We start from the raw sequence: 25,328 nt of genomic DNA, 5'->3' as shown, positions 1-25,328 counted from the left end.
CCGCCTCACCACTCGGCGGCGCGCACGGACTTGGTGCTCCTTATTCGTCGCACCGTGCGCCCCTGAGGGGACGCTTCGGCCCATCACTCATCACTGTTCACCCATCACACGATCTGATGCCACGATTCGCACTCCTTCTGACAACGTTCATTTGGGGCGCGACGTTTCCTGCGACCAAAGCGGTGTTGGAGCAGATTCCACCGTTGTCGTTTTTGTTTCTGCGATTCCTGCTTGGGGCGTTGCTGGTCGGGGGCGGGTTTCTGCTGTGGAGACTTCGCCTGCACCGTGACCCGGCGGTGTTGCGGGCCGGTGCGATCGCCACAGGCTGGCTCTTTCTCGGCTATGTCCTGCAAACGGTCGGGATTCACTATACCACCTCATCGAACTCTGCCTTTATTACGGCGCTGTATGTCGTGATTGTGCCCTTGATTCTTCGCCGATTCGACTGGCGCGTCTTATTGGCCACCGGAGTCGCGACGGTGGGGCTTTGGCTGCTGGTGAAGCCCAGCGCATCCGGAAATCTTGGCGACCTCATGACGCTTGGCTGTGCGTTCGCGTTTGCTGCGCATATCGCCTGCCTCGAGCGGTTTACCCGCGAAGTCGATGCACCGTCCCTCTTTGCCTGGCAGATGATGGCCATGGTCGTCCTGTTACTCCCCACTATGCTGATAGAGCAGGCGCCGGCTCAGGCCTTTGCACCGACCGCGTTGTTGTTGCTCGGGCTTGGGGTGACCGGGGGTCTTGCGACCGGGGCCTTCGCGGTTCAGATGTGGGCGCAGCGGATTCTTCCGGCACAACAGGTGGCGTTGATCTTTGCCTCGGAGCCGGCCTATGCGGCCTGGCTCTCCTGGTATTTTCTGGGGGAAACGTTGGATCTACAAGGATGGATCGGCAGCGGCCTCATTTTAGTCGCGGTAGTGGTGGGCTCGCTTGGCAGCGGATCGAAAGCGCCATTGCCCGGCGCTGCCTCAGTCCAGCCGGTCTAGTATATCGGAGGAGTCGGATGTCACAAAAATTTGGCAATGGGCGCTGGGTGCAGGAAGGGTTTCTGGACAATCGCGTCGAGGGAACGATCGTGGGGCGGATCTTGTTTGCCGTGATCGGTCCAGTCGATGTGTATTTGCGTGGAAATTTTAAACCCGATATCGCGGGGCAGGTCATTCAGTTTCGGAATTCCCGGTTTGAAGACGAGGATCTTGCCGGGCAGATCATCGGGGACATGGAAAATCCACAAATCGGAACGGTGAATCTGATCTCGTTCGACCCCCACCCGAACCTCGTGCCGCATCCCTACATCGAATGGTTTTCGGCGAGGAAGAACCATTACCGAATTGAACTTGAACCGGCAGAGGCCTGGATCGTTGCGGCCTCGGATCTTGGGGACATCGATCAGGTGAGCCGAGAGATTCGTGCAGCGCTCGTTGGGCGGGTGACTGAAGGCCCCTCTCGAGAGTCGACGGAGTGGGTGTAGAGGAACCGCCGTTTGTAACGAGTCACAAGCGGCGGTTCGCACGTTATACCGCGATGGCGTCCTGCTTGCTCTTGCCTTCACGCACGTAGATCGGCACATCCTTGATGTCCCACACCAGCCCGAGCCGTTCCATCAGCTTGAGGCAGTAGTAGGTCATATCGACTTCCCACCAATAAAATCCTTGGCGGGTGGATGCCGGATAGTAGTGGTGATTGTTGTGCCAGCCTTCCCCCATGGTGATCAGCGCAAGAATGAAATTGTTGCGGCTGGTGTCTCCCGTTTCGTATCGCTGAGAGCCGTAGACATGAGAAAGGGAGTTGATGGTGCAGGTGCCGTGGATGAGCACAACGGTTGAGACGAAGAAGCCCCAGATCAACATCTGGGGGCCATTCGTGCCGAGGCCTGGGGCATAGGCTTCGAGCAGCATCCCCAGTCCGAACATGCCGAACCCGGCGAGGGTGGGCACGAGGATATCGAATCGATCCAGGAAGCGGAGCTCGGGGAACTTCGCGAAGTCTGCAATGTTCTTCAACCGAGGGGCAAAGTGCGTCTGTGAAGTGAACCAGCCCATATGTGACCAGAGAAATCCTCCGTGCAGAGGGGAGTGGACGTCATCCGGTGTATCTGATGCGATGTGGTGATGGCGATGGTGCCCGGCCCACCAGAGCGGACCGCGCTGGGCGCAGGAGCCTCCCAGGACCGCGAAGGCAAATTGGCAGGCGCGTGACGTCTTGAAGGTTCGGTGCGAAAAGTAACGGTGGTACCAGCCGGTGATGGCGAACATGCGCACAAAATAAAAGGCCGTCGCCACAGCAACGGCTGTCCAGCTCCATCCTACCCAGATAATTCCGAGACACATCACATGGACGGCGATGAGCGGGATGCAACGGATCCAGTCCATTTTTGGAGGGCCTTCGACCTTCATATTCTCAATGCCGGCCCAGGAATCGAACCAACGGAGTACCGTGAGCTTGAGGTTCTGGGCTTTCGTTGTCTGTAGGACGGATACATCTGACATTCGCTTACCTCCAAGATCAGGGGGCGATGCGTTACTGGGACGTGGTGCAAGGCACAGATTGCCCCGGTAAGGCTGAGTGAGATCGCGGCGCGTGTGAATATAACTCGTTAGGCAGGCCGCAGATACTAGAGTGCAAAGACTACGACTTTGGGACTCCAGCGGTGCAAGAACGAGTCATTATACACAGAACCGTTTGAAAAGTGAAACAGGACGTCAGCGGCAGCATGAACCTTCCCTTGTATTCTATAGAAATCAGAGGGGTTGTCTACTGTTTATGCAGACGCGATGTCAGGACGACCTCGTGCCACGGCACTCGTTCCATTGCGAATTGACACCCTCGCCCCCTCGTCTCTAGAATGCAGAAATGATGAATGATCGTTTTCTCAAAGCGTGCCGGCGCGAACCGGTTGATTGTACGCCGGTCTGGTTCATGCGCCAGGCGGGCCGTTATATGGCGGAATACCGTGCGCTTCGCGCGAAGCATTCGATGCTGGAGCTGTGCAAGACGCCGGAGTTGGCGGCGCAGGTTACGATGCAGCCGATCGATCGTTTTCCGCTCGATGCGGCCATTATTTTTGCCGACATCCTGTTGCCACTCGAACCGATGGGCCTCAATCTAGAGTTCGCGGAAGGCGAGGGGCCGGTCATCCACAATCCGGTTCGCACCCAGGCGGACGTGGAGCGGCTCAAGGTGATCGACGGGGATGAACTGGAGTATGTGGCCGAAGCCATCCGTCAAGCGCGCCGCGCATTGAACGGGCGCGTGCCGTTGATCGGGTTTGCCGGGGCACCGTTCACGCTCGCGAGTTATGCCATTGAGGGCGGGAGTTCGCGGAACTATCTCCTCACCAAACAGATGATGTATGGCGAGCCGAAGACCTGGCATCTGCTCATGGACAAGTTTGCGCGGGTGATTACCGGCTATCTGCGGCGGCAAATCAAGGCCGGCGCGCAGGTGATTCAGCTGTTCGACAGTTGGGTCGGCTGCCTTTCCATCGGCGACTATGAAGAATATGTGATGCCGCATGTCCAATTGATTTTTGAAGGGTTGAAGCGGGAAGGCGTCCCGATGATTCATTTCGGTACGGGCACCTCGGCGATGCTTCGTCAGATGCGGAAAGCGGGCGGGGATGTGATCGGGGTCGACTGGCGCATCCATCTCGATGAGGCCTGGGCCATGGTGGGGCATGATGTGGCGGTGCAGGGGAATCTCGACCCCTTAGCGCTCTATGCGCCATTGCCAGAAATCGAACGCCGCGTCGCCGATATTTTGCGCAGAGCCGCTGGCCGGCCAGGCCATATCTTCAATCTGGGCCATGGAATCTTGCCGACGACTCCGATCGAGCATGTGGCTGCCACCATCGATATGGTGCACAAGCTCAGTCAACGCTAGGAGCGGTGAAGCGTCTCTTACATCCGAGACGCTTCACGTTTCACGGACGACGAGGAACGATGCCTGAATCGAAACGCCCTACTGCCGTGCTGCTCATGGCCATGGGTGGGCCGGATAGTTTGGAGAATGTGGAGCCGTTTCTGCTGGATGTGCGGGGCGGTCGCCCCACGCCACCTGAACTGGTCGAAGAAATTCGGGAACGGTATCGAGCCACGGGCGGGAAGTCCCCGGCGGTTGGCATCTCCAAGGATGTGGCGAAGAAGCTCGAACAGCGATTGAACGAGGCCGGTGGCGAGCGATATCGCGTCTACGTCGGGTTGCGGCATTGGCATCCGTTTATCAAGGAGACCTATGCCGACCTGTTAGGCGAGGGGCCGCAACAGATCATCGGGCTTTGTCTGGCGCCGCAACAGTCCTCGCTGAGTACCGGCGCCTATCGGAAAAAAGTCGAAGAGGCACAGGCTGCGCTGCTGGGTGACGCCCCGGTGAGTTACGTCGGCAGTTGGCATCGACATCCCGGACTGATTGCAGGGATCGTCGAGAACATCCGGCAGGCGTTGCTGAAATTTCCGGCAGATGTACGAGCGACAGTGCCGGTGCTCTTTACGGCCCATAGCCTTCCCGAGCGTATCGTCGCGATGAAGGATCCCTATCCCGACGAGGTCAAGGGCACGGTCGATGCCGTCAAGATGTTGCTGGGATCCCAGCCGACACGGTTTGCCTATCAGAGCCAGGGCCGGTCGAGCGAGCCATGGCTGGGGCCGACGGTGGAGTCGGCGGTGGATGAGCTGGCGCGTGAGGGCCACCGGCAGGTATTGGTCGCGCCGATCGGCTTTCTCTGCGACCATGTGGAAACGCTCTACGATATCGATATCGAACTGAAACAGTATGCGGCTGGTCGTGGTCTCCAACTTGAGCGCATCGCTATGCTGAACGATTCACCCGCCCTCATCGATACGCTCGCCTCGGTGCTCAAGGCACATGAATCATCCCACTGCAGTATCTCGTGACGACTCCTCGTACAGTGGCAGTCATCGGTGGAGGGATCTCAGGCCTTTCGACGGCCTATGCCCTTCACGAAAAAGCGGCCGCCGCCGGTATACCGATTCGCTGCGCGGTGGTGGATGCCGCTTCGGATTGGGGAGGCAAGATCGTGACTCATCGAGTCGGCGATCTCGTCACGGAAGCAGGTCCTGATTCCTTCCTGTCTCAGAAAACGGCAGCCGTTGAACTTTGCACTAAGTTGGGGCTGGCCGATCAACTCATCAATACCAATGAGACCAGCAAGAGGGCCTGTGTGTTTTCGCAGGGCCGTCTGCGCGAACTTCCTGAGGGATTGGTCGTCATCTCGCCCAATCAATTGGGGCCCTTTCTCCGAAGCGGTCTGCTGAGTTGGTCCGGGCTTGCGAGGATGGGACTGGATCTGGCCATGCCGGTGAAGCGCTCACCGGATGATGAATCGCTGGCAGCGTTCTTCAGACGGCGGATGGGCCGACAGGCCTTCGAGCGGATGCTCGAACCCTTGATGGCCGGTATCTATGCCGGTGATGCGGAGCAGATGAGTGTGCAGGCGACGTTCCCGCGTTTTGTCGAGTTGGAGCAACAGTATGGCAGTGTGATTCGTGGGATGATGACGGCCAGGAAGGCCGGCTCCTCGGCCAGTCTTGCGGGTCCGAAGCGCACGATGTTCGTGAGTCTCAAGAACGGGTTGTCCGATTTAGTCACGGCCCTGGTGGCTCGACTGACGGAGCAGGGCGTGACGCTGAGGGGCGGCTGCGGCGTCGAGGCGCTTCGCGTGCGGTCCCACCAGCTCGGCCGTTGGATGTATGATGTCATCCTCAACGACGGCTCGGCTCTGTCCGTGGACAGTCTCGTCCTGGCCACTCCGGCCTATGTGTCCGCCGAGCTGGTCCGTCCACTGACGCCGATTGCCGGCGGGTTGCTGGAGATGATTCCCTATGCCTCCACGGCAACGATCGCGATGGCCTTCCCGCGTGCGGCAGTTTCCGGCGCGGCCGAAGGGTTTGGCTTTGTCGTCCCGCGGGCCGAAGGGCGCGACCTCATTGCGGCGACCTGGACCTCGCTCAAGTGGCCCCATCGCGCTCCGTCGGACCAGCTATTGGTTCGCTGTTACGTTGGCGGAGTCGGACGAGAGGCTATTTTGCAATTGGACGACCAGGCGTTGGTGGCGCGGGTCAGAGAAGAGTTGGCCAGTATGTGCGGTGTGACGGCGGAACCAGGGTACGTGGAAGTGAATCGCTGGACGAAGGCCATGCCGCAGTATACGTTGGGACATCTCGATCGGCTCAATCAGATCGAGGGGGCCCTCAGTCGCTACGGGGGCCTGGTGCTGACCGGCGCCGGCTATCGGGGCGTCGGAATTCCGGACTGTATCCGTGACGGGGCGATTGCGGCCGATCGGGTCGTGCGTTATCTGTCCGGAGAACGACCGTCATAAGAAACGAGGACACAGGATGGATGCCCGGATGCAAATTGCGAATGTGACAGGACCTTTCCGAGAGCCTCGAGAGCAGGTGTTCTCCTACGACTATTCGATCCATCGCGCCTCGTGGCCGACGGCCCAGGCCATTCGCGTAAAGGTCGCGATCCCGGAGGAGTTGGATTTCGTGCGGGGGAAGGTCTTAGGGGACGTCGTCGGGACGCCGGGGCAGCAGTTGATGATTTCGAAATTCTTATCGCGCCAGATCTCGGACGAGAAAATTCGCATCGCCGAGGCCGACGGTATGTTGTCCGAACGCCGCGACACCGTCGTCGCTCCCTTCACCGGACCCATGGCCTATTTGTTTCCACGACTCGATGCCTGGGCGGATGCACAACAAGAAGCGTTGAGAGCAGAGATTACAAAGCTGGTCGGACTGTAGTCGCGGCTAGCAGGCTGCTGAAAAAGACCGCCAGCTTCGTTCTCAGCTCATCGAAATCCTCAACGTACCCCTGAGGGTACGCCTCCGGTTTCGACTCGCCTGCGGCCTTGCTGGACGGCCTTTTTGAGCAGCCTGCGGGAATAGCCTTTTGCCGTACCCACATATTCCTTTCGGTATCCTGCTGGAAGACTTTTCGACACTGCTTCGAATGCACGCCAGATTCGTCGATAAAGCCGAGAGATAGCGAGGCATCATGGTGAAGCAGAAGATCTCCGATGAACTTCATATAGGATGGGATACTTCGGGTTTATTTTCTCTTCCGGTATCCGGAATATTTCAAGCTGGTTGTTACATTTTTTTAGCTCATCTTGTAAGCAAAAAACCAAGACCTCTTCGAAAAATGTCAGCATGTTATAAATTCTTACATCCAGGTCGGATATTAAATCTGTATACTCGTCCTGGCGCCCGAGTTTCTTTTTCGTCAGATCGTATCTCCATCCCGCGGAAGCAATCTTGTTGCCCGGTTGAAGGGAGAAATTCTTGATTTCAAGTTTCAATCCCTTTTCTTCATGCCTGACAGCATTACTGCACTCGGCAATCAGACGAATCCACGGTTCATCAGCCTCCAGAGTTTTGTGTATAGGATGTTCTTCGCCCAACTTTTCCTTTATCCATTTTCGATGATTGTCGAAATGAGCCTCTTGCCTTTCCTTCAGGGGCATCCCGTAGAATAAATGCAGCAACCCATAGGCGAATACCAGGAACTTTTTCCCGCTTATTAAAAAGTCAGAAATGTGTGTCTCCAAATCAGGGATCTTTGGCATTGCCGGTATGGCCAGTTTCTTTTTGTGCGCTTCAACAATTTCGTCGCATTTCGGCATCAACTCCATCGTGTGTTTATATATATGGAAGTAGGCTTTCTCACATCCCAGCAACAATTTGTTGGCTTCCCAGACGTATTGGACAACTTCATTTTCACGCGTTGTTTGGGAGATGGCCAGGCCGATCATATCCCTGAATTGCAGAATCATTCTCGCCACGAATGAATTAGCTGCTCCTACAGAATAGAGAATCTCGCTTGAATGGCGGGTACTAAGGTCGCTCTTTTGGGGGTCGATGGTATCTGCTGTAATCAATCGATGGATGCTGGTTGTCTTGAAAAGTAGCAGCTCATCCTCAATTGTAAGCGCCCGGACAATAGGAGCCTTATTGTCAGGATCGGCAGGGTCTCTGATTTCCATTGAGAAGGCTGAATCACGGTCAAACATTGTTAGCTTTGACATCTTTCATTCTATTTTGGACCGCGAGAAATACGATAACCCTCATATAAGACACGACAGAAGAAGACTCCAGCAGGATGCTCAAAAGGGCTGTCAGTAAAGCCTCAGTAAACTATAATTCATAAGGGGTGGCTGGGATGATTCTAACTGCGCGCGGCTTCCCAGTTCCCTATTTCACTTTCAAGGGTAGCCTGGTTGATCCTCGATTGCGCGCGTCGAACGAGCACATTCTTATCGTGCGCGTTCCGCGAGCAGGAGGACAGCCAGGCTGCCCCGCCCACTTTTTCAGCAGCCGGTTAATTAGAAGATTTTTCGATATTGCTTCGAATGCACCCCAGACTCATCGGCAAAGCCGAGCGAGGCGCTGTCCGGATTACTGGTGTTGTTGAGATCGATTCGATAATGTCCGCGGATAGCTTCCATCGCCACTTCAAAGGGAACGGCTTGGGGATAGAGGTCGCCGGGGGCATGTGCGCCTCTGGTCAGGGTGCGGATCACGTCGGCTTTTGCATATTGGGCATCGGAGACAATGTAGATGTCGGCGACGGCATGGTCCCCGAGGGTGTGGCCGGCTGTGGTCGCGGGGAGGAGTTCGGTCAGGGTGCCGGCGAGCCGGTCCCGTTTAAACTGTTTTAAGAGTCCGGCCACTTGGCTCTCGGTCGCTTCCGGGGGGACGATGAGACTGATAGCGTTCATATCCGGGACGGTGGTGTGGACTTTGAACAGCACCGGCGCCGCCTCTGGGTCTTCGATGATCGGCCCGGCCGGTCCTTCTGTCCCGGCGGCTTGCTTATTTTTTGAGCTCGGCACGATCAGGGCGACAAAGAGCCAAATGCCGAGCAAAATGCTGAAGATGACGATCAGGGGGTGGATTCCGGCACGTTTGCCTTCTTCGTAGGGACTCGGCTCATCACTCATGGCGGCGTTCCTCAGTATGGGTCGCAGACTTCTGTCGTTTGGCTTCGTTCCACAGTCGATCCATTTCTTCGAATGAAAGCTCGCCGACCGTTCGGCTCGACGCGGTGGCCCTGGCTTCGATGAATTGGAATCGTTCGACGAATCGGTTGACGGCTTGGCGCAGGGCATCCTCTGGGTTCACTTTGATAAAGCGGGCGAGGTTCACGAGCGAAAACAGCACGTCGCCGAACTCCGCGACGATCTCCTCTTGCCGTGCGGTCGTCGTTTTGGCGTTGGGCTCTGTCTGATTCGATGCCAGGGGGCGGATGGCGACGCGGAGTTCCTGGATCTCCTCTTCGATTTTACCGAGGACGTGATCGAAGCCCTTGGCATCGTGGGTCCAGTCGAAGCCGACGCGTGAGGCACGTGCTTGAACCTGGTAGGCTCTCAGGAGGGCCGGCAGCATCTGCGGTACGCCGTCGAGGACCGAGTCGGGTCTGCCAGACGCCTGCCGTTCCGTGCGTTTGATGTCTTCCCATTTCGCGACCACCTGGTCGGCATTCGTCGGGGTTGGGTCTGCCGCCCCGTTTCCAAAGACGTGTGGGTGCCGCCGCGTCAGCTTGTCGGCCAATTGCTCCAGCACATCCTCGATGGTAAAGCTGCCGGCTTCTGCGGCGATCTGACTATGGAAGAGCACTTGGAGCAAGACATCGCCGAGCTCCTCCGGCAGTTTCTTCCGGTCCTGCCGGTCCAGAATTTCTAAGACTTCGTAGGTTTCCTCAAGCAGATAGGGCTTGAGCGATTCATGTGTTTGTTTGCGGTCCCACGGACATCCGTTCGGGGCGCGCAACGCCGCCATGAGGTCGACTAGTTTGTGAAATCGTTCAGACATTGCCATCCTTTTTCTGCCGCAGGGTTGGGCGCCCATTATACCCGGTTCTGGTGAGGCTCACTACTATCAGGTGTTCAGGCTGAAGGCTGAAGTGTAAAGACTGTCAATGATCTCACAAGGAACGCTCATGCCATGCAACGTCTTCTCGGTTTCTACCTGCCTGAGTCGTTGCCATGCGCGAATCGGCTGCGCGACTTTCTGCGTGTCTTGCGCCGATTGAGGGCCTATGATAGGGTACCGCCGCTGCATCTGGAGCGGGAGAGAAGCCTGTGGCTACGGAATCTGAAGAAGGATTTGTCGTTCGTGATCGGCGGGGAGGGAGCGCCCCAGACCGTCCTGCTTCCACGTCGCCTGCCGCTCCCGAGGCGCAGCCTCACCAGCATGCGCCGTCCTCCGATTCGCCCCAGGGCTCCGGCATTCCCGTCTCCTTTTCATCGTTCGTCATTTCGTTGGGCAGTTCCTCGATGATGTTGATGGGGGAACAGCTGGATCCTCAGCAGCCTCCGATGCCGCCGAATCTACCGCAAGCCAAAGACATTATCGATTTGCTCTCGGTCTTGGAGCAGAAGACCACGGGCAACCTCACGACAGAAGAACAAGCGGTGCTGCGGGATATGCTCTACGCTCTTCGGATGAAGTACGTGAGTCTCACTGCCAAATCGTAGCCCCGCTCCCGCCGGTCGACTCCAGACCTGTCTGTCAGTTACCCTGATTCAAGGATCGTACGGAGAGAACCGTTCCTGTGTCGAGTTGCTGACAAGAGGGAATACCGGATGTGAGTGAGCGTACGAAAGAAACAGGCCCCTTGTTTTCGGTAAAGACGGTGACGGGTTCCGTACCCGGGGGTGAGGTCTCTCCTGCCGGGGCGAAGTCTTCTCAGCGATCCGGACCGAGTCCTGGGCCTGAACGGCGGAAGGGGCATTTACGGCCGGTCTGGATTGTCCTGCTTTTCCTGCTCCCCTGCCTGGCGCTGACGCTGTACTATCTCCAGATCGTGATTCCCGGCGGCGAGGAAACAGATTCCTTTCTGCCTACAACGAGCTACGCGTTTGTGCTCCTGCTCCTCAACCTCGATCTGATCGGGTTTGTGGTGCTGCTGCTGCTGCTCTCCCGCAACCTCATCAAGGCCTACTTCGAACGAAGGCATCGGCTCTTCGGGTCTGGATTTCGAACTAAATTGGTGGCGTCCTTCATTGGCTTCTCGCTCATTCCAACCGTGCTCCTGGCGTTGGTCGCGAGCGGATTGGTCAATAAAGCGGTCGATGTGTGGTTCAGCGATCAGATCGAACAGGTCATGCGGGATTCGTATGACGTGGCGCGGATGCAGCATGCCGGCCACATTACCCTGGCGGTGAACAGCGCCAGAGCCATCAGCCATGAAATCTACCGTGAGGATATGCTGCTGGCAGAGCAGCGAGATTTACTGGTGGCGGCCATGGCGCGCAAGCGGGCGGAGTTCGGCGTGGCCGGCATTGAAGTCTTCTCGTCCAAAATGGAAACGCTGACGAAGGCCCTGGATCCTGACGTGCCCTCATCGGTGCTCGATTTACCGATCGGGCAGCTGGTGCTCCAAGTGATTAACGGAAAGCAGGAAGTGAACGCGGTGCAGGAGGCCCAAACCGGGCGCTTGGTGCGGGCTGCGGCACCCATCGCCGCGACCGGGCGGAGCGGCGAGATCAGTGGCGTGGTGGTGGTGGAGGCCTTCGTTCCCGAATCGTTGCTGGCCAAGATGGAAGGCATCGGCCGTCAGTACGACGAATACAAACAGACCAAGGCGATGAAAAACCCGATCAAGGCCGGGGCCTATCTGTTTGTCGCCGTGATCACGGTGCTCATTTTGTTCGGGGCGACCTGGTTTGGATTCTATGTGGCGCGGAGTATTACGGTGCCGATTCAACGGTTGGCTGAAGCCACGGAGGCGATTGCGCAAGGCGATCTCTCAGTCCGGATCGATGCCAAGGCCACGGATGAAATCGGCACGTTGATCGAGTCGTTCAACCGCATGACGGCAGATCTACAGGGGAGCAAATCCAAGATCGAAGAGGCCAATATCTCGTTGCGTCACAACAATCTTGAACTCGACCGCCGTCGTGCCTATATCGAAACCGTGGTCGATACGATTGCGGCGGGCTTACTGTCCATCGATAAGCACGGGCTGATCACGAACTTCAATCCGTCCGGTGAACGGATCCTCGGGCTTGCGGCGGATCGACTCCGTGGCAGACCGGCCAATGAGGCGTTCAAGGAGTTTGGCCTCGGTCTGTTCCAGACGGTCTACGATCGGATGTTGGCCGATCAGCGCGATACGCTGGCGCTCGAGGGACCGATGGAGGTCGAAGGACGATTTTTGACCATTGGGCTTCATGGTTCGCGTATGAAGGATGAGGCGAATAAGGATCTCGGTATCGTGCTGGTGTTCGAAGATCTGACAGAGTTGATCAAAGCGCAAAAGGTGGCGGCCTGGCAGGAAGTGGCGCGGCGGGTGGCCCATGAGATCAAAAACCCGTTGACGCCGATCCAATTGTCCGCGCAGCGGTTACGGAAGAAATATTACGAGAAGTCGCCGGACTTCGATGCGATCTTCGATGAGACCACGAACGTGATCGTGAATGAAGTGACGAGCCTCAAACATATGGTCGACGAATTTTCGAAGTTTGCCCGGCTGCCGACTCCGCAGATGGCGCATCAGTCGCTTCACGATGTGATCAATGAAGTCACGACACTTTATCGAGGAGGCCATAAGGATATTGAGTTGGTCGTGGCGCTGGATGAAGACCTCCCGTCGCTCAACTTCGACCGGGAGCAGCTTAAGCGGGTCATGGTCAATCTGCTCGACAATGCGATTCAGGCGATGCAGCAAAAAGGGCGGGTGTGGCTGTCGACCAAGTACGATACGAAGCGTCGGCGGGCCGTGGTGAGCGTGGCGGACGAAGGGGTGGGGATTGCGCCGGAAGACCAGGAGAAGCTCTTTGTGCCATACTTTACACGGAAGAAGACGGGGACAGGGCTAGGGCTGGCCATCGTGCGGCGCATCATTACCGATCACGACGGACAGATCCAGGCCGGCCAGAACCAGCCGAAAGGGGCCGTGTTCACGTTCGAATTACCGGTGTAGCTGAAGAAGTGCTGAGAGGCAGGACGCGCGTCGCCTCGCCGAGCATCGATCACGTTTTACGGGGGATTCATGTCTGCATCGATCTTAGTGGTAGATGACGAAGAGGCGATTCTCTCATCCTTGAGCAGTATTCTGCGGGATGAAGGGTATGAGGTTGCGGTGGCGAAGAACGGCGTGGAGGCGTTGCGCGCCTTTACGCTGGACCCGCCCGACCTCATGATTCTCGATATCTGGATGCCTGAAATGGACGGCATGGAAGCCTTGCGCCGGATCAGGGAATTGGCGCCGACGGCACAAGTGATGATGATGTCCGGGCATGGCTCGATTGAAACGGCGGTCAAGGCGATCAAGCTGGGGGCCTACGATTATATTGAAAAGCCCCTGTCGCTCGAGAACGTCATTCTCCGCGTCAAACATGCGTTAGACCAATATAGGCTGGAGCAAGAGAATCGGACGCTCCGGACGACGGTTCAACGGAAGTTCGAGCTGGTGGGACAGTCGTTCGCGATGCAACAGCTGCGGCAATTGATCGAGACGGCTGGCCCCACGAATAGCCGGGTGTTGATCGGAGGAGAGAACGGGACGGGGAAGGAACTGGTCGCCAGAGCGATTCATATGCAGAGTGCCAGGTCCGCTCGACCGTTTGTGGCGGTGAACTGCGCGGCCATTCCTGAGACCTTGATCGAGAGTGAATTGTTCGGGCATGAAAAGGGCTCCTTCACCGGCGCGACCTCGATGAAACGCGGACAGTTCGAGCAGGCGGACGGAGGGACGCTGTTTCTGGACGAAATCGCCGACATGAGCCTGAGCACCCAAGCGAAGGTCTTGCGGGCGTTACAGGAACAGCAATTCACTCGTGTCGGAGGAACGAAGCTCCTCAAGGTGGATGTGCGGGTCTTAGCCGCGTCCAATAAGGACTTGCTCAAAGAAATCGAGAAAGGCACGTTTCGCGAAGATCTCTTCTACCGGCTCAACGTCGTGCCGATCGTGGTGCCGCCTCTCCGGGAGCGCCGGGACGATATCCCGCTGCTTATTCGCCATTTCATGAGGGTCCATGCGGAGGAGCAGGGATTGCGGAGTAAAGACATCGCACCGGATGCGATGGCGGTCTTTCAGCAATATGAATGGCCGGGGAACATTCGGGAGCTACGAAACCTGATCGAGCGATTGATGATCATGGTGCCGGGACCGGTCATTGAGGCGGCACAGGCGGCCAACTCGTTGCAGGCGCGCCCAGGCGGGTCGGGGAGCCATGCGGCCATTCCTGCAGTGAATCCGATCTTTACTCAGTCGTATGACTCGCTTCGGGACGCGCGCAATGCGTTTGAAAAGGACTATATTGGGCGAAAGCTGCGCGAGCACCATTGGAACATTTCCCGTACGGCGGAAGATTTGAAAATCGAGCGGAGCCATCTCCACCGGAAGATCAAGCTGCTTGAAGTGGAGATGCGGCCGGAAATTTAGAGGGACATTGCAGAGGCAGTCTTGGGGGTCTGTGCTGGAGTTGTGCGGGGACTTAGGAGCGACCGGCCTTTGCAAAGACCTCTTTCAGCAGATCGGTGACCCGTGCGGCAGGGTTCGTCCTGATTTTCCGTTCTTCCTCGGCGAGCATGAGGAAGAGGCCGTCGAGGCTCTTTCCCACCACGTAGCGATCGATGTCGACGGAGTCGCTTTTGGCGAACGGAATAGCCTTGAAGTGGCCGACCAGTTCTTTGTATTGCTTGGTCACGCCGACGTCGTTCATCGCTTTTTCTACTTCCGGTCGGAAGGCGGCGGTCAGTTTCTCGGTCGTCTTGCCTCTAAAGTAGTCGGTGGCAGCAGTCTGACTTCCCTCTAGAATCTGGTTGGCATCGGCGAAGGACATCTCTCGAATCGTTCCCAGGAAAATCTGTTTAGCCTGTGGTGCGGCCCGTTCTGCAGCCCGATTCATACTCATGACGAAATCGTCGATCTTCGGACCGAAGCCAAACGTACGGAGTCCTTTCTCGAAGGCCTGCAGTTGGTCCGGCATCAGAATCTTGATCGCTTGGTTGTGAAAGTAGCCATCCACCGTACCCGTCACATTCACCGCGTTTCCGGTCCCGATCTGCAGGGCTTCCTTGAGGCCCGCGGCGATTCTGTTCTCGTCCAGGAGGCCTTTCCCTGATGGGAGCCCGAGCACGTTCAACGATTGGTCAAGTTCAGCACAGGCTGGAAGGGTGAGGAGGAGCCATCCAATGAGTGCAAGGCGATAGAGCATAGGCCTGTTCCTTCGTAAGATGAGGGGAAGTCGCATCTGTATGCCCTGTGATCAAGGGGCCAGGACAGTATAGGCGAAATTAGGCCTGATGTCTTCTTCTGCGATCGGGGATCTGTGCGTTGACCTCTGCAAGGGTCGTCCGCTAAGATGCGCCCTCTTATGACAACCTACCGAGATGCCGGAGTCGATATTGATGCGGGCGACGAATTCGTCGACCGTATTTCGCCGTTGGTACGTTCCACATTCCGTCCTGAAGTCCTGACGGACATCGGCGGGTTCGGGGGATTGTTCCGGCTGCAGGCCCATCGTTATGCCGAGCCCGTCCTGGTCTCCGGCACCGACGGAGTCGGGACGAAGCTCAAGATTGCTTTCCTCACGGATCGCCACGATACCGTCGGGATCGATCTGGTGGCCATGTGTGTGAACGACATCGTGGTCAGCGGCGCGGAGCCGCTGTTCTTTTTGGATTATTTCGCGACGGGGAAACTGGCTGTTCCCAAGGCTGAGTCTGTGCTCAAGGGGATCGCTGAGGGCTGCCGCCAGGCCGGCTGCGCCTTGATCGGCGGAGAAACCGCCGAGATGCCGTCCTTCTATGCCGAGGGCGAGTATGACCTGGCAGGGTTCGCCGTCGGCGTGGTGGATCGGCCCAAGATGATCGATGGCCGCAGCATCGCGCCGGGCGATGTGCTGATTGGACTGGCCTCAACCGGTTTGCATAGTAACGGCTATTCCCTGGCCCGCCGGGCTTTGTTGGACAAGGCGAAGCTGGACATGACCAGTCGCCTGCCGGAACTCGATCGGCCGCTCGGGGATGTCTTACTGACACCGACCAGAATCTATGCCAAACAGGTTCTCACGTTGATTCAGGAATATCCCATCAAGGGCATCGCCCATATCACCGGCGGTGGCATTACCGAAAATCTCCCGCGCGTGTTTCCCTCCGGTGTCCGGGCTCAGGTGCAACGGAGTGCCTGGACCATGCCGCCTATTTTTCAGGCGATTGCCCGGCTTGGACAGGTCGAACGGGAAGAAATGTATCGTGTCTTCAACATGGGGATCGGGATGATTCTCGTGGTGCCGGCGTCGGCTGCTGAGGCGGTTATTGCGCGGGCCACGGCGTTGGGCGATCCGGCCTGTCAGATCGGGACCATCGTGTCATCGACCGGCGATGGACCATTGGTGGAGTATGTCGACTAAGCGGACGGATGCGCTGCGAGTCGCCGTGTTGGCATCCGGGCGCGGATCGAATCTTCAAGCGGTGATCGACGCGATTGAAGCGGGGACCGTTCAGGCCAGGATCGTCGCCGTCATCAGCAATAAGAAAGATTCCCCGGCGCTCGAACGAGCCAGCCGGCACGGACTCTCCGGTCTTTTTATCGATCCCAAACCCTATGCAGGCAGACCCGATAGCCGCGAGGCGTACGATCTCGCGCTCCTCGATGTGCTCAGGCAGCACGACGTGGAGTTGGTACTACTAGCCGGGTATATGAAGATCGTGACCAAAGTTTTGGTGGAGGCCTTCGCCAACCGCATGATGAATATCCATCCGTCGCTGTTGCCCTCGTTCCCGGGGTTGGATGTGCAGAAGAAAGCGATCGAGTGGGGCTGTAAGCTTGCTGGATGTACCGTGCACTTTGTGACGGAAGGTGTGGACGAAGGACCGATCATTCTGCAGGCGGCGGTGCCGATTCTCGACGAGGATAGCTCCGACACCTTGGCGGCTCGGATTCTTGTCCAGGAACACAAGCTCTACCCGCGAGCGGTTCAGCTCTTCGCCGAAGGGCGATTGCTGGTTGAGGGGCGCCGTGTGTTGATCGAGCAGGGGAAGCCGGTCGGCGATGCGGTGATCGGCCCATTCTAACTCCGTCGTGGAACGAACTTCCGGTAGAGTCTCAAGGAATGGTTGTGTATAATGCGTCGATTGGTGAGGCGTTCGTCTCGCCGGTTGTCGGTTGGTTGCGTGGGGGGCTAGCTCAGTTGGGAGAGCACTACGTTCGCAACGTAGGGGTCGGGGGTTCAATTCCCCTGCCCTCCACCAAACCAAGCTAGCTGTGTCGTTTGTTCCTCTTTCCTCTTACGTCCGATACACCACTGTCACGCGGGCGAGGTAGTCGACAAGTTCGGCGATCTGTCGTTGGATTACATCACGGTCTTCTCGTGCTGCCGCTTGCTCCAGGATGCCTCCGATGACACTGATGGCGTCGAACCCGTATCCTCCTCCATCCCCCTTCAGGCGATGACCGATCAGATGAATCGCGGGCAGGTCATTCTCTTTCAACGCACGTTCGAGGGTCTGCACGTCACGTCGACGATTTGCTAGAAAGCCTGGCACAATCTCTTTGAGTCCCTCGTCGATCTGCACGGTAATGGGTCCCTCTGCGCGTTCGTTCTGTCCCCTTGTCATGAGGTGCAGCGTCCTTTACAAGCCTGGAGCACTTCTAGGAGCGTGTGCTTCTTGATGGGTTTGGTCATGTGGGCATTACAGCCGGCGTCGAGAATCTTGATCCCGTCTTCTTTCAGAGCTAGTGCGGTTAAGGCAATGATCTGTGTCGGAGGGAGATCATGCTCCCGCTCCCAGGCCCTGATGGCCTTGGTGGCGTCATAGCCGTCCATGACCGGCATCTGTATGTCCATGAGGATCAGATCGTAATGGCCATTTTTGAATAGATCAAACGCGATGGCTCCGTGATCCGCGATGTCGAGGCGATAGGGCGTCTGCTTCAAATAGGAGCGGACGAGTACTTGATTGTCAGGGGAATCTTCGGCCAATAAGATACGAAGCCCTCTGATTTCGACCGAAGGTGAGGAGGTCGGGGGTGCTGAACCAGTGGTATGTGGGATACCCGCAGCACGGTCGAGGGCGATGCTGACGGTCTGCAGCAGATCCGATTTTCTAATGGGTTTGATCAAATAGCCGCCGAGTCCCATGTCATAGGTGCGGGCAATGTCGTCGGCCCAATGGTGAGAGGCCAGCATGACAATCGTCAGGTCACGTGAAGGGCTGGCCTGCCGGATGGTTTCAGCGACCTGGAATCCGTCCATCTCCGGCATGCGACAGTCGAGAAGCAAGAGCTGGTAGGGGCGTGCCGACGTAGAGACGCGCTGCCATTCAGCGATAGCGTCGCGGCCAGACGCAACATCTGTCACCTCTGCTCCCAAGGCAGCCAGGATTTCGCGAAGGATCAGGCGGTTGGTGGCATGGTCATCCACCACAAGGGTTCTGATCCCCTGAAGATTGACGAGAACCTCCTCCTGTGTGGGCAGAGGACTGGATTGCACCGCTAACTGCACAGAGCAATGGAACGTGCTGCCCTGCCCAAGGGTACTGTCGACCCAGATGCGTCCGTTCATGAGTTCAGCTAACTGCTTCGAAATGGTGAGGCCTAACCCGGTGCCTCCATACTTACGCGTCATGGAGGCATGGCCTTGGGTGAAGCTCTCAAAAATGCCATCGAGTTTGTCGGAGGGAATGCCAATGCCGGTATCGCTGACAGAGAAACGAATCGCTCCAGGCATGGGGGAATCAGGGTCTTGTAGGACCCGCATGGTGATAGACCCGCTGTCGGTGAATTTGATCGCGTTGCCGATGAGGTTGAGGAGTATCTGGTGGAGCCGGTGGGGGTCTCCGATCAAGGCGCAGGGAACGGTAGGCGACAGATGACAGGCCAGTTCGAGGCCTTTTTCATTGGCCCGCATGGCAAGTATTTCGATGGCCTTTTCAATCAAATCACTCAAATCGAAGTCGATCAATTCCAATTCTAGACGGCCGACTTCGACTTTCGAGAGATCGAGAATGTCGTTGATTAGATTTAGGAGGTTGCCGCCGGCTCGGCGGAAAATTCGCAAATACTTCCGCTGATCGGGGGTGAGGTCTGTTTCCCATAACAAATCGGCCATACCGATAATCGCGTTCATCGGTGTCCGGATCTCATGACTCACGCTGGCGAGGAACTCGTTCTTGGCGTGGCTGGCGACTTCCGCCGCTTCTGTTGCAAGGACAAGGGCCTGTTCGGCCTCGTGCCGTTTGAGGGTTTCACGCTTTCGGGCCGCCCGCTCCCGGTTGAGAGAGGCTTGGACCCGTGCCAAGGACGTTTTTGGTTTAGGCGTTTTCGCGGTGGGGGCGAGTGTGGACTTGGTCGTGGTTCGGGGCATGGTCAGCAGGCTATCACGATCAAGGCTATTGCTACGTGTGGGTCTGGATCCTCGTGATGGTCAATCCTCGTGGGAATGCGGGACGAGCGTGAGCATACCGGCCTGCTTGGCTCGATTGCGGCCTTCTTGTTTCGCTTGATACAGCGCTTGGTCCGCGGCTTTGATTAAATCGGTGGGGGAGGCGGTTCGGCTTGGGATGATGCTGGCAAAGCCGACGCTGATCGTGATGAATTTGCCGTCAGAATGTGTCACCCCGAGGGCTTGAATACGCTGGCGCAGTGTCTCCGCCACTTGGGCCGCTCCGTCCGTGCGGGTGCCGGGGAGGACGACTACGAATTCGTCGCCGCCGTATCGAGCGACCAGGTCTCCCGGTCTATTGACGGCTCCCGAGATCGCAGCCGCCACTTGCCGAAGGCATTCGTCGCCCGACGTATGGCCATGGGCATCGTTATAGGATTTGAAGCGATCGATGTCGAGCATGATCAGGGAGAGCGGCGTCGATTCGCGAACGGCCCGGCGCCATTCCTGATCCAGGAAGTCGTCGAATTGCCGGCGATTGGTAATGCCGGTGAGGCCGTCGAGGCAGGAGAGGCGTAGGAGCATCTGGTTCGCTTCCTGGAGTTGGCGCATGACCTCAAGGAGCTCCTGCTCGCGCGCCTGCCGGCGATCGATTTCGTGAACCAGCCGTAGGACAGATCGGACGCGCGTCAGCAGTTCAATCTTGTTGATGGGTTTCCCGATATAGTCGAGTGCGCCTGCGGCAAAGGCGAGCTGGAGATCGACAGGATCGGTTTTGACGGTGACCATCATAATGGGGGTGTCACGGAATCGCTCGACCGCTTTGATTTGGCGGCAGGCTTCGATGCCGTTCATCTCAGGCATGATGATGTCCATGAGGATCAGGTCGACTCGCGAGGCGCTGTGTTTCCCGTCATCGAGCCCGAGCAGACTGAATGCGGAGGCGGCAGAATCGGCGACCAGGATATGGTCGTAGCCGGCTGCTGAGAGAATCGATTGAAGCAGGAGTCGGTCGTCCGCCGAATCATCAACGATTAAAATTGCCATGCGTGCGGTGTCCCGTGAATACAAGTGGTGAGCCTGAGAAAGCGTAGCAACTACTCCTGATAAACTCCAGGATAAAGCTTTTTGACGCAGGGCTGGCAGATGCCGTGGCTGAATTCAGCCTCGGAATGTTCACCGATATATTCTTCCAATTGTTGCCAGAATCCACCGTCATTCCGGATTTTTTTGCAGGAAGCGCAGATGGGGATAAGTCCTCTGAGGACTTTCACCTCCCCCATCGCCTTCTGTAGCGCATCATTGCTTCGACGGAGCTCTTCTTCCCGCGCTTTACGGCAGTCCATTTCCTTCTTCAGCGCCAGCGCGGAGGCGGCACGGGCGAGGAGTTCTACGCTCGTTACGGGTTTGGTGATGAAATCGACGGCTCCGGCCGCAAAGGCTTCTTGGAGATTGGAAAGGTCGCTCTTGGCCGTGACCATGATAATAGGAATGTCACGAAGATGCGGTCGCTTTTTGATCTGACGGCAGGCTTCGACTCCGTCCAGTTCGGGCATCATGACGTCCATCAGGACCAAGTCGATCTGGGGTGGCGGTCCCTGGCCCTCCATGTTGAGCAGGAGAAACGCCGCCTGTGCTGAGTCGGCACTCTGGAGATCCGTATGGCCGGCTTTTCCGAGGATGGCTCGGAGGAGTACTTGCTGGTCCGGGGAATCGTCGACGATAAGAATACCCATGCTGTGTCCTGTCAGGCGCTTACACGGAATGTGTGAGCAATTACCTTCGAGTATAGCAGGTGCCGGTCGGGCTACTGGAGCTTGGCGCGCACGAGTTCGCTGATCTGTTTGCCGTCCACCGTTTGACCGGCCACTAGGACCATTACCGCTTTCATCACCGCTCCCATTTCTTTGAGCGAGTGCGCGCCGGTTTGTTGAATGGCGGTGTCGACGATGGTGGCAAGTTGTTCAGGCGAAATGGCTTGCGGGAGATAGGATTCGAGGATGGTGATTTCTTGTCGCTCTTTAGCCGCGAGCTCGACGCGGTTACCCTTTTCGAATTGCTCGACGGATTCACGACGTTGCTTGATCATGGTCGTCATGACGCGGCTCATTTCCGCATCGTCGAGGTCCTTTTTGAGCTCAAGCTCCTTGTTCATGACGGCGGCTTTGACCATGCGAATGACGTCCATGCGCAGTTGGTCGCGGGCCTTCATGGCGAGCTTGAGATCTTCTGTCAGGCGGTCGTGTAGCGACATGGATCCTCGGGGGTTCAGGTGGTATGTCGGGCACAATACCCTGTCGGTCTGACCCAGTCAATGCGGACGCATCTAGGGCGAGCGCGGAGGCCAGGGGGGAGGTAGTGTTCCGACTGTGAGGGGCGTAAAGTAAGCAAATATGCCGTTGAAGTCATGGGTCTCAATGCGGGAGGAACGATATGGTGATCGATCGTACAAGCGTGAAGCAATGGCAGCGAGTGGCGGGTGCGGGCTTGATGGGCTTCGTTCTCTGCTCGGTCGTTGGGGCCTGCGCCGGTGACCAACCCAAACCCACGCCACAGCCGACTGCGGATCAAGTTCGTGGTCATGCCGATCGGACGTTCGAGAAACTCAAACATGAGGAGCAAGAGCGAGCTGCCCAGCCACCGGTTCCACGGTAGCGGGACCGACGTTCTAGCGAGTTGTTTTGGGGCGCGTCCAGGTCGCAAATTGAGCAAGGGGTTTCACCAGCGGCAACTCCCAGAAGAGTTGTTGCCGCGGCAGCGCCTCCACTTGCCGTGCTTCATGGAAGGTGCCAAGAAGGCAGGCCGAAACCAGCAGCCGCAGGAGGCCTGAGAGAAAGAAGACGAAGGGCAAGTTTGATGCATAGGTGAGTGTGACACCGGCCCATTCGACGTGCGAGGGCAGGCCTTCGACCAACCGACTGCCGAGCAAGGCTCCCACCGACCATCCTACGGCATTGACCGTGCTGTACAAGGCAATGGCTTTCGCGCGGTCCTCAGGACCGACCGAATCGAATACATAATTCTGCAGACTCAAGGCCAGGCCTGCCCAGATCACACCGCCCAAGAAATTGACTGCCATCAGAAAGCCGAAGTTCGTGCTCACGAGGTAGAGCATGGGAAGAAACGGCACAGTGAATCCGGTGATGGACATCAATGCCTTGTTGCCGAAGCGGTCTCCGAATTGGCCCCAAGCCTGTAGGGTCATGAGCTGACCGAGAAGTCCTGCCGCCAGCCATCCTCCGTACCCGAAATAGGACAGATGGATTTCTTGCAGCATGTACAGGACGAAAAATGGGCCGGCTACTAACACGGCGGCATGCATGAGTCCTGCGAAGAGCAGGAAACGGCGAAAGTCTTTCGTGAGCCGCTGACGGAAAAAAACGCGAAATCCTTGTTGTGCCTCGCGATGGGCGGTCGGATGTATATCCTGAATAGGCGACAGGGCCAGGACCGAGAGCAGGCGAGCGGCTCCCGCAATGGAGAAGATGACGACGAACCCCCACCAGGCCGCAGTGGAATCCTGCCAGAGGCTGAGGACCCATCCGGCTCCGCAGAGTGCGAAGAAGCTGAGGATGGCGATGATTTGAGCTCTGCGCGCGAAGTAGGCACCCCGTTCATGCTGATCGATCCAGTCGGCAATCAAGCTGTTCCAAGCCGGTGTCGTGAAGTGGGCGCATGCGAAATAGGCGGCGGCACCGCCCACGATGAGCCATGGCCCCCACTGCGGAAGCAGCAGCGGCAGGAGCAGGATGGGGATCCACGCGAGGGCTTGCCCTACGGTGCCGACAGAGATGAGCACTTTGCGATTGGGGAACCATTGCAAGAGTTTGACGGAGGCAAGTTGAGCCCCCGTTCCGATGAGTTGGGGTAGCGCCGACAATGCACTCAACTGGAATGGGCTGGCATGCAGGAGCAGCGCAAAGGCAGAGAGGTATTGCTCTCCGCTGCCTTGCGTGATGGCCTGGCAGGCTCCATCCCGAAGGCCATATCGAAGGCCCTGTTCGCCTGCACTCGGAGATCGGGGAGTGGTTGGCGTAGTTTCGTGAAGGGTGGTGGTCGACGTCAGCGGCACTGGGTCCTTTTCGAGAGGGATATCTGATTAAGCGTAGCATAGACGCTGGGTCTGAGCGTATAAAGATGAGCCACGCCGTCAGTCGACCATTGACCCATAGCGGCGCTCCCGATACCATAACTACATGAGCAAACAGCCGTTAAAGGTGGCTTCCATGTGTACGCGAAGCAACAGTAGTACGCAGGTTCTGCTGAGCATATTGGCCGCTGTGGGATTTGGACTCTGTGCCTGGGACGGAGTCGAAGCGCGGGATTCATTCGTCTCGAAAGAGCAGGCCAGCACCGAGGCTGATCCCACGCAGAGCCCGTCATTCGACGTACAAAAGAAGGGCATCCCGCAATCCCTGTTTACCTGGATCAAGATGGCCAGAGGATATGAGGTCGAGTGGGATACGTTCGGCCGCAAAGGCTGGTATACCCAGGATCCCCGCTTGAAGCCCGTTGAGCCTGGCGCGATCTTTACGCCTGAGACGCCAGTGGTCTACATTGTGTTTGAGGTGGCTCCGTTAGAAGATCCCGCGCTGTTCGGCGTGCAATGGTTTCTGGATCAACCGGGGGAACAGTTGAGCGAGATGCCGGTAGGGAAAGATGCCATTCAGCTGCCGGGCCATGAACGGTACGGCTATCTTGAGTTGAAGAAGTCGGGCGAGAGATGGGCCGTGGGAAATTATGTGGCGAAGATTTTCATCACGCCGCTCGGACAGCAGCCGTTTCACGCGGCCAATCAAGTAGGCACCATGCGGTTTGTTATTGTGGAGCAGGCTGCTCCTGCCGGTATAAATCCGCACCAGTAAGCATGGGGAGCGGTTATACGTCGCGTCTTTTCCTCGTTTGCGACGCGATCCGGCGCGGTGGGGGGCTCGAGTCCTGCGCCGGCCGGTTTGGACCTGACAGGCATTCCTGCCCCGTCACAGATGCCGGGCGGCGGGAAATATAGCGGCGACGGCCATAGTCATTAAACGGAGAAAAGGAGCAGGATGGGAGAGCGTATTAAAGTGACGGATGCGGAGAAGCTGGCGCTGCTCTATGAACGATTCAGAGACGTGTGCCTGGTCGAGAAGGAAGTGTGGAAAGAGATTTTCATGCCGCGGGATATTACGCAGGGGCCGGTCAGGACGAACGTCCAAGACCGGTATGATGTGGAAATCGACGATCAGGCGATTGAAGATGCGCTGGATGCAAATATCCCTCGCGGCAGCCAGAGTCTGGCCGCCGCGATTCAGGAATACCGAGCCAATATTTCTTTTTATCGAAAAACGTGAGGCGTTAGCGGGCCGCGAGCATACGTTCGACATCCTGGACGATCTCGGAGGCCAAGGGCTTCGTGCGGTGCGGGTATCGCGCAACGACTTTTCCTGACCGGTCGACCAGATACTTCTGAAAGTTCCACTCCACTTCACCGGGGAACGGGCTCTGTTCGGTCAGGTACCGGTAGAGTGGATGTTTGTCGTCGCCTTTCACGCTGATTTTGCTAAAGAGTGGAAACGACAAGCTGTATTTAGTGTAGCAAAACGTTTTGATCTCAGCATTCGTCCCCGGCTCCTGCTGTCCGAAGTTGTTGGCAGGGAACGCCAGGATCTCAAAGCCCTTCTCCCGATACTGCTCGTACATTTTTTCCAGATCCGTATATTGCGGCGTATTGCCGCAGAAACTGGCCGTGTTGATCAACAACAGCACCTTGCCACGGAACTGGCTTAGTGAGACCGGTTTGCCATCGATATCGTTCAGCGTAAAGTCGTAGACCATGGGCGTCTGTGCTGCCATGAGTATGCTCCCTTCTTCTCTCGCCTGAGCGGAGCTTGGCTCAAGCAGGTCGCTTGAGCCCATGCCGACGATCGAACTCATTCCTATGAGTAATCCCACCAGACTCTGACGCAGTTGTTCCATCGGGACCTCTCGG

General features: G+C 57.3%; 26 protein-coding genes and 1 tRNA gene. 15 read left to right on the top strand and 12 right to left on the bottom strand.

The window, feature by feature from the left end:
* Positions 1 to 116: 116 nt before the first annotated feature.
* On the top strand, positions 117 to 986 hold the full coding sequence (locus Q8N00_09595; GenBank protein ID MDP2383043.1) for a DMT family transporter: 870 nt from the start codon (positions 117 to 119) through the stop codon (positions 984 to 986).
* A 17-nt stretch (positions 987 to 1,003) separates the two neighbouring features.
* A complete protein-coding gene (locus Q8N00_09590) occupies positions 1,004 to 1,471 on the top strand; it encodes a hypothetical protein (protein MDP2383042.1) in 468 nt (155 codons plus the stop codon).
* Positions 1,472 to 1,514: 43 nt separating this feature from the next.
* Here Q8N00_09590 and Q8N00_09585 read toward each other — a convergent pair whose 3' ends face one another.
* Positions 1,515 to 2,489, bottom strand: coding sequence for an acyl-CoA desaturase (locus Q8N00_09585; GenBank protein MDP2383041.1), 975 nt, complete (start codon positions 2,487 to 2,489; stop codon positions 1,515 to 1,517).
* A gap of 367 nt (positions 2,490 to 2,856) precedes the next feature.
* Between Q8N00_09585 and hemE the strand changes: the two genes are divergently transcribed.
* The 4 genes from hemE to Q8N00_09565 are packed head-to-tail and all read left to right on the top strand — an operon-like array spanning position 2,857 to position 6,764.
* Positions 2,857 to 3,882 carry a uroporphyrinogen decarboxylase gene (gene hemE, locus Q8N00_09580; protein MDP2383040.1) on the top strand — a complete coding sequence of 342 codons (1,026 nt, stop codon included), beginning with the start codon at positions 2,857 to 2,859 and terminating at the stop codon, positions 3,880 to 3,882.
* 59 nt (positions 3,883 to 3,941) lie between these two features.
* Positions 3,942 to 4,892, top strand: coding sequence for a ferrochelatase (hemH, locus tag Q8N00_09575; protein MDP2383039.1), 951 nt, complete (start codon positions 3,942 to 3,944; stop codon positions 4,890 to 4,892).
* On the top strand, positions 4,889 to 6,340 hold the full coding sequence (gene hemG / locus Q8N00_09570) for a protoporphyrinogen oxidase (GenBank protein MDP2383038.1): 1,452 nt from the start codon (positions 4,889 to 4,891) through the stop codon (positions 6,338 to 6,340). The genes hemH and hemG overlap by 4 nt, the downstream gene beginning before the upstream one ends.
* 28 nt (positions 6,341 to 6,368) lie before the next feature.
* Positions 6,369 to 6,764, top strand: a complete 396-nt coding sequence (locus Q8N00_09565) for a hypothetical protein (GenBank protein MDP2383037.1) — start codon at positions 6,369 to 6,371, stop codon at positions 6,762 to 6,764.
* 251 nt (positions 6,765 to 7,015) lie between these two features.
* Here Q8N00_09565 and Q8N00_09560 read toward each other — a convergent pair whose 3' ends face one another.
* From Q8N00_09560 to mazG, 3 genes are all read right to left on the bottom strand, one after another.
* The gene (locus tag Q8N00_09560; GenBank protein ID MDP2383036.1) at positions 7,016 to 8,047 is read right to left on the bottom strand and encodes a hypothetical protein; all 1,032 of its coding nucleotides are present in this window, start codon (positions 8,045 to 8,047) and stop codon (positions 7,016 to 7,018) included.
* Between the two features lie 297 nt (positions 8,048 to 8,344).
* Positions 8,345 to 8,962 carry a hypothetical protein gene (locus Q8N00_09555; GenBank protein ID MDP2383035.1) on the bottom strand — a complete coding sequence of 206 codons (618 nt, stop codon included), beginning with the start codon at positions 8,960 to 8,962 and terminating at the stop codon, positions 8,345 to 8,347.
* Positions 8,955 to 9,833: a nucleoside triphosphate pyrophosphohydrolase gene (mazG, locus tag Q8N00_09550; GenBank protein MDP2383034.1), complete on the bottom strand. Its 879-nt coding sequence runs from the start codon at positions 9,831 to 9,833 to the stop codon at positions 8,955 to 8,957. The genes Q8N00_09555 and mazG overlap by 8 nt, the downstream gene beginning before the upstream one ends.
* Positions 9,834 to 10,102: 269 nt before the next feature.
* Here mazG and Q8N00_09545 point away from each other — a divergent pair, with 269 nt between their 5' ends.
* The 3 genes from Q8N00_09545 to Q8N00_09535 all read left to right on the top strand — a co-directional run bounded on the left by Q8N00_09545 (position 10,103) and on the right by Q8N00_09535 (position 14,412).
* A complete protein-coding gene (locus tag Q8N00_09545) occupies positions 10,103 to 10,498 on the top strand; it encodes a DUF1844 domain-containing protein (GenBank protein MDP2383033.1) in 396 nt (131 codons plus the stop codon).
* A gap of 110 nt (positions 10,499 to 10,608) precedes the next feature.
* Positions 10,609 to 12,948: an ATP-binding protein gene (locus Q8N00_09540; GenBank protein ID MDP2383032.1), complete on the top strand. Its 2,340-nt coding sequence runs from the start codon at positions 10,609 to 10,611 to the stop codon at positions 12,946 to 12,948.
* A 69-nt stretch (positions 12,949 to 13,017) separates the two neighbouring features.
* Positions 13,018 to 14,412: a sigma-54 dependent transcriptional regulator gene (locus tag Q8N00_09535; GenBank protein ID MDP2383031.1), complete on the top strand. Its 1,395-nt coding sequence runs from the start codon at positions 13,018 to 13,020 to the stop codon at positions 14,410 to 14,412.
* 52 nt (positions 14,413 to 14,464) lie between these two features.
* On the opposite strand, the gene Q8N00_09530 is transcribed toward Q8N00_09535, so the two are convergent.
* On the bottom strand, positions 14,465 to 15,187 hold the full coding sequence (locus Q8N00_09530; GenBank protein MDP2383030.1) for a DUF4197 domain-containing protein: 723 nt from the start codon (positions 15,185 to 15,187) through the stop codon (positions 14,465 to 14,467).
* A 159-nt stretch (positions 15,188 to 15,346) separates the two neighbouring features.
* On the opposite strand from Q8N00_09530, the gene purM reads away from it, so the two are divergent.
* The 3 genes from purM (at position 15,347) to Q8N00_09515 (ending at position 17,225) form a co-directional block, all read left to right on the top strand.
* Positions 15,347 to 16,384 carry a phosphoribosylformylglycinamidine cyclo-ligase gene (gene purM, locus Q8N00_09525; GenBank protein MDP2383029.1) on the top strand — a complete coding sequence of 346 codons (1,038 nt, stop codon included), beginning with the start codon at positions 15,347 to 15,349 and terminating at the stop codon, positions 16,382 to 16,384.
* Positions 16,374 to 17,048 (top strand): phosphoribosylglycinamide formyltransferase, encoded by a 675-nt coding sequence (gene purN / locus Q8N00_09520; GenBank protein MDP2383028.1) that lies wholly within the window; start codon positions 16,374 to 16,376, stop codon positions 17,046 to 17,048. Before purM ends, purN begins: the two co-directional genes overlap by 11 nt.
* Positions 17,049 to 17,149: 101 nt before the next feature.
* Positions 17,150 to 17,225, top strand: a tRNA-Ala gene (locus Q8N00_09515).
* A gap of 36 nt (positions 17,226 to 17,261) precedes the next feature.
* Here the strand turns inward: Q8N00_09515 and Q8N00_09510 are convergent.
* The 5 genes from Q8N00_09510 to Q8N00_09490 form a co-directional block, all read right to left on the bottom strand.
* Entirely contained in the window at positions 17,262 to 17,591 is a 330-nt protein-coding gene (locus tag Q8N00_09510; GenBank protein ID MDP2383027.1) for an Hpt domain-containing protein, read from the bottom strand.
* Positions 17,588 to 19,339, bottom strand: a complete 1,752-nt coding sequence (locus tag Q8N00_09505) for a response regulator (protein ID MDP2383026.1) — start codon at positions 19,337 to 19,339, stop codon at positions 17,588 to 17,590. Before Q8N00_09505 ends, Q8N00_09510 begins: the two co-directional genes overlap by 4 nt.
* A 60-nt stretch (positions 19,340 to 19,399) precedes the next feature.
* Positions 19,400 to 20,404 (bottom strand): diguanylate cyclase, encoded by a 1,005-nt coding sequence (locus tag Q8N00_09500; protein MDP2383025.1) that lies wholly within the window; start codon positions 20,402 to 20,404, stop codon positions 19,400 to 19,402.
* A gap of 50 nt (positions 20,405 to 20,454) precedes the next feature.
* Positions 20,455 to 21,093: a response regulator gene (locus tag Q8N00_09495; GenBank protein MDP2383024.1), complete on the bottom strand. Its 639-nt coding sequence runs from the start codon at positions 21,091 to 21,093 to the stop codon at positions 20,455 to 20,457.
* 71 nt (positions 21,094 to 21,164) lie between these two features.
* Positions 21,165 to 21,611, bottom strand: coding sequence for a GatB/YqeY domain-containing protein (locus Q8N00_09490; protein ID MDP2383023.1), 447 nt, complete (start codon positions 21,609 to 21,611; stop codon positions 21,165 to 21,167).
* A 179-nt stretch (positions 21,612 to 21,790) separates the two neighbouring features.
* Between Q8N00_09490 and Q8N00_09485 the strand changes: the two genes are divergently transcribed.
* A complete protein-coding gene (locus Q8N00_09485) occupies positions 21,791 to 22,012 on the top strand; it encodes a hypothetical protein (GenBank protein MDP2383022.1) in 222 nt (73 codons plus the stop codon).
* A gap of 13 nt (positions 22,013 to 22,025) precedes the next feature.
* Here the strand turns inward: Q8N00_09485 and Q8N00_09480 are convergent, their stop codons facing one another.
* A complete protein-coding gene (locus tag Q8N00_09480) occupies positions 22,026 to 23,429 on the bottom strand; it encodes an MFS transporter (GenBank protein ID MDP2383021.1) in 1,404 nt (467 codons plus the stop codon).
* Between the two features lie 154 nt (positions 23,430 to 23,583).
* Here Q8N00_09480 and Q8N00_09475 point away from each other — a divergent pair, with 154 nt between their 5' ends.
* Together Q8N00_09475 and Q8N00_09470 are read left to right on the top strand one after the other, a co-directional pair.
* Positions 23,584 to 24,222, top strand: a complete 639-nt coding sequence (locus tag Q8N00_09475) for a hypothetical protein (GenBank protein ID MDP2383020.1) — start codon at positions 23,584 to 23,586, stop codon at positions 24,220 to 24,222.
* 183 nt (positions 24,223 to 24,405) lie between these two features.
* Positions 24,406 to 24,690 (top strand): hypothetical protein, encoded by a 285-nt coding sequence (locus Q8N00_09470; protein ID MDP2383019.1) that lies wholly within the window; start codon positions 24,406 to 24,408, stop codon positions 24,688 to 24,690.
* 4 nt (positions 24,691 to 24,694) lie between these two features.
* Here the strand turns inward: Q8N00_09470 and Q8N00_09465 are convergent, their stop codons facing one another.
* Positions 24,695 to 25,315 carry a glutathione peroxidase gene (locus Q8N00_09465; GenBank protein MDP2383018.1) on the bottom strand — a complete coding sequence of 207 codons (621 nt, stop codon included), beginning with the start codon at positions 25,313 to 25,315 and terminating at the stop codon, positions 24,695 to 24,697.
* Between the last annotated feature and the right edge of the window lie 13 nt (positions 25,316 to 25,328).

This window comes from Nitrospirota bacterium (assembly GCA_030684575.1).
Classification (GTDB): Bacteria; Nitrospirota; Nitrospiria; order Nitrospirales; family Nitrospiraceae; genus Palsa-1315.
This window is presented reverse-complemented; position numbering and strand designations above follow the sequence as displayed.